Origin of the sequence: Streptomyces sp. NPDC047002 (assembly GCF_040704505.1) — a bacterium.
Classification (GTDB): Bacteria; Actinomycetota; Actinomycetes; order Streptomycetales; family Streptomycetaceae; genus Streptomyces.
Window position 1 is genome coordinate 44,000 of record NZ_JBEYWC010000021.1, and the last position, 11,742, is coordinate 55,741.

The following is an 11,742-nucleotide window of genomic DNA, read 5'->3' on the forward strand; positions in this document are numbered from 1 at the left end:
ACATACTGAGTATGTCGATTCGCCACGGGCTTCTTGCCCTGCTCGAAGAGGGCCCGCGCTACGGCTCGCAGCTGCGCTCGGACTTCGAGAGCCGCACGGGTGCCACCTGGCCCCTCAACGTCGGGCAGGTCTATACGACCCTCAACCGCCTCGAACGGGACGGGATGGTCGCCCACGAGGGTTCCGACGACGCCGGCCACACGCTCTACACGATCACAGGACCGGGCCGGGACGAGCTGGCCTCCTGGTTCCGCAGGCCGGTCGACCGGACCAACCCGCCGCGCGACGAGCTCGCGATCAAGCTCGCGATGGCCGTGGGCGCACCCGGCGTGGACATCCGCGAGGTCATCCAGGCCCAACGCCACCACACCCTCCAGGCCATGCAGGACTACACACGGCTGAAGGCGCAGGCCCTGGAGCCGCCGCCGCGGGCCCGCGAGGAGATCGCCTGGCTTCTCGTGCTCGAACAGCTCATCTTCCAGACCGAGGCCGAGGCGCGCTGGCTCGACCACTGCGAGGCCCGCCTCGTGCGGCTCTCCGCGCTGCCGCTGCCCCCGGCCGAGGGGCACCCGTCCGCCGCCCGTGACCCGTACGCGGCCGACGCCGGGACGGCACCGCGGGCGCGCCCCCGCCGTGGCCCCTCCGCGCCCTGAGCCGCCCCCGGCCCGCCGCCGGGCCCGCCCACCCGCAGCCACCCCTGTCCCGAGGAGAAGACCGCCCCATGCCCCACGCCATACCCCAGCCGGGCCCGCCGCCCGCGCCCGGCGGGCACCCGTCCGCAGAGCCCGTCCTGCGCCTGGTCGAGCTGACCCGCGTGCACGGCGCGGGCGCCACCGAGGTGAACGCCCTGCGCGGCGTCGACCTCGACGTGCTCCCCGGCGAACTCGTCGCCGTGATGGGCCCCTCGGGCTCCGGCAAGTCGACCCTGCTCAGCCTCGCGGGCGGCCTCGACACCCCCACGTCGGGCCAGGTGATCGTGGAGGGCACGGACCTCACCGCGATCAGCCGCAAGCGGCTCGCCGCCATGCGCCGCCGCAGCATCGGCTACGTCTTCCAGGACTACAACCTGGTGCCCGCGCTCACCGCCGTCGAGAACATCGCACTCCCCCGCGAGCTGGACGGCGTCTCCGCCCGCGCGGCACGCGCCGAGGCCCGGGCGGCCCTCGCCGAGATGCGGCTCGACCAGCACGCCGACCGGTTCCCCGACGAGATGTCCGGCGGCCAGCAGCAGCGCGTGGCCATCGCCCGCGCCCTCGTAGGCGACCGCCGTCTCGTCCTCGCCGACGAGCCCACCGGCGCCCTCGACTCCGAGACCGGCGAGTCCGTGCTCGCGCTGCTGCGCACCCGGTGCGACGCGGGCGCCGCCGGCATCCTCGTCACCCACGAGCCGCGCTTCGCCGCCTGGGCCGACCGCGTGGTCTTCCTGCGGGACGGCACCGTCGTGGACCAGACCGCACGCACCGGGGCCGAGTCCCTGCTGGGCGGCGGGGTGGCCGAGCGGTGAGGGCCTGGTACCGCTCCTGGCGCGTGGCGCTGCGCATCGCCCGCCGCGACGCGTGGCGCTTCAAGGGCCGCAGCTTCCTGGTCCTCGCGATGATCGCGCTGCCCATCCTCGGCGTCAGCGCCGCCGACCTGACGCTGCGCAGCGCCCAGCTCTCGCCCGCCGAGTCCCTGACGCGGCAGATCGGCGGGGCCGACGCCCGGGTCAAGGACCTCGACCTGGGCGGCGTCCCGGTCCTCCAGGACCCCGCGGACGCCCAGTCCTACACGACGGCGAAGGACTACGGCGACGGGGCGTGGCCCTCGGGCGCGGGCGACCTCGCGAAGGCGCTGCCCGCCGGGGCCCGTACGATCCCCGACACGTCGGCACGGGTCAGCCTGCGGACCACGCACGGCATCCTGGACACCGAGGTACGGGAGGTGGCGGCGGACGATCCGCTGGCCAAGGGCATCCTGCGGCCCGTCGACGGCCGCTTCCCCGCCACGGCGCACGAGGTCGCGGCGACCACGCACTTCCTGAAGGCCAGTGGGCTCAGGGTGGGCTCGGAGCTGACCGCGCGCGACCTGGGCACGAAGTACCGCATCGTCGGCTCGTACGAGCTGCCCGACACGCTCGGCGCCGACCAGGTCGACCTGCGGCCCGGCGCCCTGCTTGCGCCGCTGCGCGCGGCGCTCGCGGCCAAGGGGCTGCCGCCGTTCACCCCGGACACCTCCCGTCTGGTCGGCGTGCCGGGCGGGCGAGGTTTCACGTGGAACATGGTGCGGGGCGCCAACGCGCACGGCTTCTCCGCGCTCTCCCGCGCCGTGGTGCTGCACCCGCCCGCCCGCGCCGACGTGCCGTACTACCGGCACAACAGCCCGTCCTCCGGCGGCGACGGGGTGGTCGTGACCTCGATCCTGGTGACCGTGGTCGGCCTCGCCATGCTGGAGATCTGCCTGCTGGCCGGGCCCGCCTTCGCGGTAGGCGCGCGGCGCTCCCGCCGCCAGCTGGGCCTGGTCGGCGCCAACGGCGGCGACCGCAGGCACATCCGCGCCGTCGTCCTCGGCGGCGGCGTGGTGATCGGCGCGGCCTCGGCCGTCGTCGGCACCCTCGCCGGCGTCGCCCTCACCTTCGCGCTGCGCCCGGTGCTCGAAGGCGCCATCGGGCAGCGGTTCGGCCACTTCTCCGTCCACCCTGCCGAGTTGCTGGCCATCGCGGGGCTCGCCGTGCTCACCGGGGTGCTCGCGGCGATCGTGCCCGCGGTCACCGCGTCCCGGCAGACGGTCCTCTCCTCGCTCACCGGCCGCCGCGGGGTGCGCAGGAGCAGCCGGGTCCTGCCGGTGCTCGGTCTGGCCGCCGTGGCGCTCGGCGCCGCGGTGGCGGTGTACGGCTCCGCCGTGTCGAGCCAACCCGCCGTCGTGGTCGCCGGGAGCGCCCTCGCCGAACTGGGCTGCGTGGCGCTGACGCCCGCGCTGGTCGGCCTGTTCGGCCGGCTCGGCCGCCTGCTGCCGCTGTCGCCGCGGCTCGCGCTGCGTGACGCCGTGCGCAACCGGGGCCGTACGGCGCCCGCCGTCGCGGCGGTGCTCGCCGCGGTCGCCGGCACCGTCGCCGTCTCCACGTACGCGGCGAGCAGCGACGCCCAGGAGCGGGCCGCGTACCAGCCGGCCCTGCCCCACGGCGCGGTCTCCGTCCTCACCGGCTCGGGCGGCGGCCGGGACGCGGCCGCGGCCCGCACCGCCGTGGTGAAGTCGCTGCCCGTGCGGCTGCGCGCCGACGTCGACCGCGTCCAGATCGGCGCGAGGTCGTGCGACGAGTACTCCTACGAGCCCGGCTGCGGACACGTCGAGATCGACGTGCCGAAGGCCCACAGGTGCCCGATGTGGACCTACGGGGAATCCGCCCCCGAGGTCCGGCTCACCACGGCGCAGCGCCGCGCCTACGCCTCCGACCCGCGGTGCGAGGACGAGGCGGGCAGCGACGTGGCGGGCGGCATCCTGGTCGGCGACGCGAACCTGCTGCGGGTCCTCGGCATCCGCGACCCGGCGGCCGAGCACGCGCTCGCCGCGGGGCGCGCCGTCTCGCTGACGCGGCGGAACCTCTCCGCGGACGGCGGCACCACGGTCGTCCTGCGGGTCTACGCCGACATGGCGAAGACGCAGGCGGCACTCGACAAGGGGGAGACGCCGGAGAGCACCCTGGTCAGGCTGCCCGCCACGGAGGTCGCGGGGCACCCGGCCACCTACGGCGTGCAGCTGCTGATGAGCCCGGCGGCCGCGCGCGCCGCGCACCTGGGCACCGTGCCGTACGGGGGCTACTACACGACGAGTTCCCCGCCGACCGGCGCACAGCAGCAGCGCGCCGACGCGGCCGTCGCCGACCTCGGCAGCTCGGTCACGCTGCACATCGAGAAGGGCTACACCAGCCACTACGGCATCGTGCTGCTCTCCCTCGGGCTGTTCGCCGGGCTGATCACCCTGGGCGCCGCGGGCATCGCCACCGGCCTCGCACAGACCGACGCGGAGGCCGACCTGAAGACGCTGGCCGCGGTCGGCGCGCCCGACCGGGTGCGCAGGACCCTCAGCGGGTTCCAGTGCGGGGTGGTCGCGGCGATGGGGGTGGTGCTCGGGTCGCTCGCCGGCGTGCTGCCGTCGATCGGCCTGCGGCTGACCGAGCGGCGCACCGCACTGGCCGGATACCGACGCGACCTCGCGCAGGGCCTCGGCGACGGGACGCTGCCGCACGTGCCGATCGTCGTCCCCTGGGGGACCCTCGCGCTGCTGCTCGTGGCGGTGCCCGTCGGCGCCGCGCTCCTCGCGGCTGCGGTCACCCGCTCGCAGCGCTCCCTGTCCAGAAGGGCGGCTACCTGACCGGCTCCGCTCGGCGTGCGAGACACTGGGCACATGGAGATGCCGAGCAACGAACGGTCGCAGGAGAGCCCCCACGTTCTCGTGGTGGGGCAGGACGGGATGGCTCTCGGTGGCGGTGACGCGCAGGACGCACCGCGCGAGAGCCCGGTGACGGAGATGGTCGAACAGCCCGCGAAGGTCATGCGGATCGGCAGCATGATCAAGCAGCTGCTCGAAGAGGTACGCGCTGCTCCTCTGGACGAGGCGAGCCGGGTGCGGCTCAAGGAGATCCACGCCGGTTCCGTGAAGGAGCTGGAGGACGGTCTCGCGCCCGAGCTGGTGGAGGAGCTCGAACGGCTCTCGCTGCCCTTCACGGAGGAGGCGGTGCCGTCGGAGGCGGAGCTGAGGATCGCCCAGGCCCAGCTCGTCGGCTGGCTCGAAGGCCTGTTCCACGGGATCCAGACCGCCCTGTTCGCGCAGCAGATGGCGGCGAGGGCGCAGCTGGAGCAGATGCGCAGGGCGCTGCCGCCCGGCGCCGTCCCCGACGACGAGGCCGAAGGCGCCCCGGGCCACGGCGCGGTCCGCTCGGGCCCGTACCTCTAGCCCCCGGGGGCCCGACGGCCCCGTCCGGTGCCGCCTCGATCACGAGGGGGCACCGGCCGGGGCCTTTCGGCGTGCGGCGTGCGGGCTCAGGTCAGGAGGAGGATCTTGCCCACGTGGCTGCCCGCGTCGAGTGCCCGGTGCGCCTCGGCGGCGTCCGACATCGCGAGCCGCTGGTCGATCACCGGCCGCAGGTCGCCCGAGACGACCAGCGGCCACACGTGCTCGCGCACGGCCGAGACGATCGTGGCCTTCTCGCTCGCCGGGCGGGCCCGCAGCGAGGTCGCGGTGATGGCGCCCCGCTTGGCCAGCAGCGCGCCGAGGTTCAGCTCGCCCTTCACGCCGCCCTGCATCCCGATCACGGCGAGCCTGCCGTTGACGGCAAGCGCGTCCACGTTCCGCTCCAGGTACTTGGCGCCCATGATGTCGAGGATGACGTCCGCGCCGCGCCCGTCCGTCGCCGCCTTGATCTCCTCCACGAAGTCCTGCTCGCGGTAGTTGATCAGGATCTCGGCGCCCAGCTCCTGGCAGCGCGTGAGCTTGTCCGCGCCGCCCGCCGTCACCGCGACCCGCGCTCCCGCCGAGGCGGCCATCTGGATCGCGGCCGTGCCGATGCCGCTCGCGCCGCCGTGCACCAACAGCGTCTCGCCCGGCCGGAGATGGGCGATCATGAAGACGTTCGACCAGACCGTGGCGACCACCTCGGGCAGCCCGGCCGCGTCCACCAGCTCCATCGCGGCGGGCACGGGCAGCAGCTGGCCCACGGGGACCGCCACCTTCTCCGCGTATCCGCCGCCGCCCAGCAGCGCGCACACCTCGTCGCCCACGGCCCACCCCGCCACTCCGGGGCCGACCGCCGAGATCCGGCCCGCGCACTCCAGGCCCGGATAGGGGGAGGCGCCGGGCGGCGGGTCGTAGAAGCCCTGGCGCTGGAGCACATCGGCGCGGTTGACGGCGCTCGCGACGACGTCCACCACCACCTCCCCCTCGCCGGGCACAGGGTCGGGCACCTCCGACCACACCAGTGCTTCGGGTCCACCGGGTTCCGGGATCGTGATCGCATGCATGGCGGTGAGGCTACTCCCGCCCCCAGACCCCACCCACGCCCCACCAGCTCCCGCCCCCACAGAACGTTGACGCCGCCCCCGAGTCGGGAAGGAGATGACTCAGGGACCACGGGGATCGTCGGGGTGCCCGAACTCTTTGTGGGTGAGCATCGCAGCAAACACCGGCCTCAGCTCCTCAGGCGTCCTGACACTCGTCACGCGCACTTTCAGCTCTCTGCAGACGGAGCACGCAACCGGGCTCACGGGGCCGACGCGCGGCGCGACCAGGGCATGCAACTCGGGGGCTGCCATGTCGGTCTTCCTCACCGGTACCGGGTGGCTGCCGCCCGCCGGCACGCGCGTTCTCGTCTTTGGGCTGTTGCCACACCCAAGAGACTGGACCGGTGGACCGGTCCAGTCAAGTCCCGCTGCGGCGTCTTGACGTCGAGCGGCAGGGATATCCGCAGATGGATGCCCGGGTGCGCGGGGAGAAAAGGCCCGGACCAGTGGACCGGTCCGGCCTCAAAGGCGTCGGGGCGCTACATCTCGTACGTGTCGGCCTGCTCGTAGTACGCGGAGGGGGTCACGCCTTCCTCGCATACAAGCGGCCGCCGCTCCCGGTCGTACGCCGCGTGGAGGACCACGGCCACGGCGGTGGGCCCAGCCAGGCCCAGGTGCCGCCCCTCCTCGTCCGTCGCCAGGCGGACCGTCGTCACGTCCAGCCCCTCCACGGGGAAGCGGCCCGTCGTGCGACGGACGTAGCGCGTGGTCCCCTCCTCGATCGGGGCAGTGCGCGCGAGCCGTGCGGCGGCAGTGGCGACATCCGGAGGGAACCAGGCCACCACATAGCTGTACGCGCTGCCGTCCGGAAGCTGCATGACGCGTACCCGGCGCAGAGCCTCCGCCCCTTCATCCAGCTTCAGGACCGCGGCGACGTGCGTCGGCGGGACGGCCCAGTCGGGCGTCCCCACGCGGAGGAACGGCATGCCACCGGTGACGCGGCTCGACCCGGCTCGCCGGCCTCCCGCGGGCCGTGCGACAGGCGTTTGCGTGACGACGAAACCCGTTCCTTGCCGGGCCTCCACCACGCCGTCGTTCCGCAGGACGTCCATCGCCTTGATGACGGTGGCTCGCGACACGGACCACTGTTCCGCCAGGTCCCGCCCCGAGGGAACGACGTCTCCCGGCTCGAATTCCCCTGCGGCGACGCGAGCGCGCAGGGACTCCGCGATCTCTTCGTACTTGAGCAGTGCCATGGCTCCTCTTGAAGGGCGCTCTGCTGGACTGGTCCACCGGTACACACCATACTGCGGTCATGGAGAGCCCTGAGCTAGCGCCCGAGATCGAACGCTTCTACTCCGAGATCATCGACGAGGACGGCCGGCTGAGCCTGTCGGCGGACGGACGCCTCGAACTGATCCGCACGCAGGAGATCATGCGGCGCTTCCTCCCGCCGGCCCCCGCCTGCGTGCTGGATGTGGGAGGCGGGCCCGGTGTCCATGCCCGATGGCTGGTCGAGGACGGCTACAAGGTCGAGCTGATCGACCCCATTGCCCGGCACGTCGACAAGGCGGCACTCGTCTGTCCGGCCTCCGTCGGCGACGCTCGCGCCCTGCCGGCAGCGGATGCCAGCTTCGACGTCGTGCAGCTGCTCGGACCGCTGTACCACCTCCCTGATCCTTCGGACCGACGCCGGGCGCTCGCCGAGGCACGACGCGTCGTGCGGCCCGGCGGGCTCGTCGCGGCGGCCGCCATCAACCGCTATTCGTCGCTCTTCGAGCACACATCATTGGCCCACCTGCACACCGAGCGGATGCAGGCGTCCATTTCGACGATCCTTCGCACGGCCGTCCACGACGGCAAGCGCGGCTTCACCCTGGCCTATTTCCACCGCGCCGAAGAGCTCGCAGACGAAATGCGCGCAGCCGGACTGGTCGAGGTGCAGGTCTTCGGGGTGGAGGGACCGGCCTGGTCCCTTCTGAAGGCGGTGGAGCAGCATGCGGGGCCGGACCCCAGCGAGGAGCTCTTCGAGTCGGTACTGACGGCCGCCAGGATGGCAGAGCCGTACCCGGAACTTCTGGCGAGCAGCTCACACCTCTTGGCCGTCGGACGGGCTTCCGGGTGACCCGCACACACAAAAGGGCCGTGGAACGCAGGCGGTTGCTGACCGGCCCGGCCGCACCCTGAGCCGCGCCGCCACCGCCCCGGACGGGGCGGTGGCGGCGACACCGGCTAGGTGAGCGAGATGCCCTTGCCCGGGCCGAGGGGGGGCTCGGTGCGGGCGCGGACGATGGAGATCACCCGGTCGGTGGGCTGGAGCGGGCTCGCCTCGGGGTCGTCGTAGCCGAGCAGGCGGTGGCCCCGGACCACGCTGACGACCAGGTCGTCCGTCTCGCGCACGCCCCGGCCCACCTCGGCCTTGGTCACCGGCCGCTCGACCATGTCGAGCCCGCTGCCCTGCTGGATCAGATCGTCCATCACGGTGCCCGCCCAGGGGCTGAGCACGGAGAGGCCGAGCATCCGCCCGGCGGCGCTGGCGCTGGTGATCACCGAGTCGGCGCCCGACTGGCGCAGCAGCGGCGCGTTCTCCTCCTCGCGGACCGCGGTGACGATCTTCGCCTTCTTGTTCAGCTGGCGGGCGGTCAGCGTCACCAGGACCGCGGTGTCGTCGCGCTGCGTGGCGATGACGATCTGCCGGGCGCGCTGGACCTCCGCCCGTACCAGCACGTCGCTGCGGGTCGCGTCGCCGATGACGCCCGTGAGGCCCTCCGCGTTGGCCGCCTCGATCACCTTGCCCGACGGGTCGACGATGACGAGCTGCTCCTTGCGCAGCCCGGTGGCGCACAGCGTCTGCGCCGCCGACCTGCCCTTGGTGCCGTAGCCGATGACCACGGTGTGGTCGCGCAAGGTGGACCTCCAGCGGTTCTGCCGCCACTCCTCCCGGGTGCGTTCCGTGAGGACCTCGAGAGTCGTGCCGACCAGGATGATCAGGAACAGCACGCGCAGCGGCGTCACGAGCAGCACGTTCGCCAGCCGCGCACCGTCGCTGTACGGGACGATGTCACCGTATCCCGTGGTGGAGAGCGTCACGGTGGAGTAGTAGACGGCGTCAAGGAAGTCCACGGCGCCGTCGGCGTTGTCGTGGTAGCCGCTCCGGTCGATCCAGACGATCAGGACCGTCAGGAACAGCACGGCGAGCGCCATGGCCAGCCGGCGCAGCACCTGCCGCAGGGGCCCCTGGACCGTCCTCCGCGGCAGGCTCACCCGGGCGCTGATCAGATGTTCTTCGGCGTTGCGCGCTATGGCGTCATGGCCGGGAAGTTTCACGTGAAACACCCTCCCTCGACCGGCGCCGTCCACGGCAGGTCGAGCACTTCGAGCAGTTCTCCCGGATCCACGCCGCCGGGGGGCACCACCGCGAGTCCGTCCGCGATCGCGATGCCCCGGAGCATCGCCGGGCCGTTGAAGTGCACCGGCTCCAGCACGTCGTCCCGGTGCACGAACGGCACCAGGCGGGTGTGGTGCGGATGCCCGCGCAGGTCCTCTCCGACCGGCGCATGGTACGGCGCGAGCGCGCGGCGCCCCGCGAGCTCGCGCAGCAGCGGTTCGACGAGCGTGAGGAGCCCGGACACGGCGGCCAGCGGGTTGCCGGGCAGCCCGACCAGATGGCGCCCCGCGTCCAGCTCCGCCAGCAGCATCGGATGGCCGGGGCGCACGGCGACCCCGTCCACCAGCAGCGCGGCGCCCGCCGCGCGCAGCACCGGGTGCACATGGTCGACGGGGCCCCCGGCGGTGCCGCCGGTGGTGACGATCAGGTCGGCCCGTGACGCGGTGATCGCGGCGTGCAGGGTGTCGGCGTCGTCGCGGATCCGGTGCGTGGCGAGCACCTCGGCGCCCAACGAGCGCAGCCAGGGCGCGACCATCGGCCCGAGCGCGTCCCGGATCAGGCCGTCGTGCGGGAGCCCCTCCGTCAGGAGTTCGTCGCCGAGCACCAGCACCTCGACGCTCGGGCGCGGCACGGTGTGCAGGGTGTCGTACCCGGCCGCCGCGGCGAGGCCGAGCACGGCGGGCGTGACCGTGGCGCCCGCGGCCAGCAGTTGGTCGCCCGCGCGGCACTCCTGACCCCGGGGCCTGATGTCCTGGCCCTGGGTGACGCGCTGCTCCGCGTGGAGCCGCCCGGCCTCGTCGGTGCGCGCGTGCTCGCTGCGGATGACGGCGGTGGCCTCGGCGGGCACGCGCGCGCCGGTCGCGATCCGTACGGCCGTGCCGTCCGCGAGGCGGCCCGGGTGGGCGCGCCCCGCGAGCACCGACCCCTCGGCCGGGACCGTCCAGGGGCCGGGGCCCGAGACGGCCCAGCCGTCCATGGCCGAGGTGTCGAAGGAGGGCAGGTCGGTGAGGGCGGTCAGCGGCTCCGCGAGGGCCTCGCCGAGAGCGCGGCCGCCCGGCACCCGGTGGGAGCGGGCGCCACGGGCCGCCCGGCCCGCACGCGCCGCGCGCGCACGCGCCTCGGCCCAGGAGACCGGGCGGTGCGGGTGTGCGGGCGCGTCGGAAGAGCCGCGCGCCGGCAACTCCCTGACCAGCGCGAGGGCGTCGTCGAAGCCGTCGGGCCCGCCGTCCGCGTCCGCGCCGCCGTCCCTGCCCGAGCCCCCCGGCCCGTCGGCCGGGCCGGACCCGCCGACGCGCGCGGCGCCTGCGCCGTTCGTGCCGCCGGGGCGGCCCTCGCCGCCGCGGGCGCCGCGGGCGCCCTCGGCCGCCCTGTTCCGCGTGGTCATCCGGCGTCCGGCCCGGGGCCGCCCGCCCCCTCCTCTTCCCAACGGCGGGCGAGCGCCGACGCCTTGGCAGCCGCCTCGGCGACCGCCTGCTCGCCCTGCCCGGAGGCGCGGGCCGCCGCGTAGCCGACCAGGAAGGTCGTCAGCGGGGCCGCCGGCCGTGCGACGCCGTGCGCGGCGTCGCTCGCCAGGTCCAGGAGCAGTGTGGTGTCGACGTCCAGCTCGATGCCGAGCTCGTCCTTGACTGCGGTGATCCATTCGTCCAACACGGTCCCATGCTCCCTGATGCGCGTCCGGGCTGTGGAGATGTCGTCCCAGGTGTCGCAGTCGAAGGCGGCGAGGGGACCGGAATCCACCCGGACAAGGTCGAGTTCGTGCGCGAGCAGGCGCAGCGGCAGGCCCGCGAGGCCGCCGTACTCGGCGGCGAGCAGGCCGAGGCCCCGGCGCAGCGGCTCGGTGCGGTAGGCGGCGACCAGCGGCTGGTCGCGGCCGTCGGCGTCGACGAGGAACGCGGCCTCAGCCGGGCCCGCCGCGAGCCCCTCCCGCAGGCGGCGCACGGCCTCGGTGTCAAGGAACGGCAGGTCGGCGGAGAGCACCACGACGGTATCCGCCGCGACCTCGCGCACGCCCGCGCCGAGCGCGGCCACGGGCCCGCCGCCCGGCGGCTGCTCCCGCGTCCACTGGACCGGCCGCGCGGTGGGCCGCCTGCCACCCACGACGACCGTGCGCCCGGCGTCCGCGCAGGCAGCGAGCACCCGGTCGATGAGGGTGCGGCCGCCGACGCGCACGCCCGGCTTGTCGGCGCCGCCGAGGCGCCTGGCCGCGCCGCCCGCGAGCACCACGGCGTCGTAGCCGGGCGCCGGCCGCGGCGCGCGGGCGGCGTGGGCGTGGCTCGCGGCTTCCATGGCTGAAGTATCGTCCGTGGCCGACCGCCCCACGCACGCCGGGTGCGCGCTCCCCCGGCCCGCGCGGCTCCGGGCGACCGGGCCGCGCGGGCCGCG

8 protein-coding genes and 2 pseudogenes are annotated in these 11,742 nt (G+C 74.5%); 5 read left to right on the forward strand and 5 right to left on the reverse strand.

Annotation, left to right across the window (positions count from 1 at the left end; genetic code table 11):
- The first annotated feature begins 11 nt into the window (after positions 1–11).
- The 4 genes from AB0910_RS20060 (at position 12) to AB0910_RS20075 (ending at position 4,929) form a co-directional block, all read left to right on the forward strand.
- The gene (locus AB0910_RS20060; protein ID WP_366745941.1) at positions 12–653 is read left to right on the forward strand and encodes a PadR family transcriptional regulator; all 642 of its coding nucleotides are present in this window, start codon (positions 12–14) and stop codon (positions 651–653) included.
- A gap of 68 nt (positions 654–721) precedes the next feature.
- Positions 722–1,504 (forward strand): ABC transporter ATP-binding protein, encoded by a 783-nt coding sequence (locus AB0910_RS20065; protein ID WP_366745942.1) that lies wholly within the window; start codon positions 722–724, stop codon positions 1,502–1,504.
- Positions 1,501–4,347, forward strand: a complete 2,847-nt coding sequence (locus AB0910_RS20070; protein ID WP_366745943.1) for an ABC transporter permease — start codon at positions 1,501–1,503, stop codon at positions 4,345–4,347. Before AB0910_RS20065 ends, AB0910_RS20070 begins: the two co-directional genes overlap by 4 nt.
- Before the next feature lie 99 nt (positions 4,348–4,446).
- On the forward strand, positions 4,447–4,929 hold the full coding sequence (locus tag AB0910_RS20075) for a bacterial proteasome activator family protein (protein ID WP_366746011.1): 483 nt from the start codon (positions 4,447–4,449) through the stop codon (positions 4,927–4,929).
- Positions 4,930–5,015: 86 nt separating this feature from the next.
- On the opposite strand, the gene AB0910_RS20080 is transcribed toward AB0910_RS20075, so the two are convergent.
- Together AB0910_RS20080 and AB0910_RS20085 are read right to left on the reverse strand one after the other, a co-directional pair.
- Complete coding sequence (locus AB0910_RS20080) at positions 5,016–5,993, reverse strand: NAD(P)H-quinone oxidoreductase (RefSeq protein WP_366745944.1); 978 nt, start codon at positions 5,991–5,993, stop codon at positions 5,016–5,018.
- A 518-nt stretch (positions 5,994–6,511) separates the two neighbouring features.
- The gene (locus AB0910_RS20085) at positions 6,512–7,228 is read right to left on the reverse strand and encodes a GntR family transcriptional regulator (protein WP_366745945.1); all 717 of its coding nucleotides are present in this window, start codon (positions 7,226–7,228) and stop codon (positions 6,512–6,514) included.
- Between the two features lie 59 nt (positions 7,229–7,287).
- Here AB0910_RS20085 and AB0910_RS20090 point away from each other — a divergent pair, with 59 nt between their 5' ends.
- Complete coding sequence (locus tag AB0910_RS20090; protein WP_366745946.1) at positions 7,288–8,097, forward strand: methyltransferase domain-containing protein; 810 nt, start codon at positions 7,288–7,290, stop codon at positions 8,095–8,097.
- Between the two features lie 107 nt (positions 8,098–8,204).
- Here AB0910_RS20090 and AB0910_RS20095 read toward each other — a convergent pair whose 3' ends face one another.
- The 3 genes and pseudogenes from AB0910_RS20095 to AB0910_RS20105 form a co-directional block, all read right to left on the reverse strand.
- Positions 8,205–9,299, reverse strand: a complete 1,095-nt coding sequence (locus tag AB0910_RS20095; protein WP_366745947.1) for a potassium channel family protein — start codon at positions 9,297–9,299, stop codon at positions 8,205–8,207.
- Positions 9,296–10,999: pseudogene (locus AB0910_RS20100) on the reverse strand (molybdopterin-binding protein); the annotation flags it as partial. The gene AB0910_RS20095 and the pseudogene AB0910_RS20100, both read right to left, overlap by 4 nt.
- A gap of 206 nt (positions 11,000–11,205) precedes the next feature.
- Positions 11,206–11,646 (reverse strand): annotated as a pseudogene (locus AB0910_RS20105) (molybdenum cofactor guanylyltransferase); the annotation flags it as partial.
- Positions 11,647–11,742: the final 96 nt, after the last annotated feature.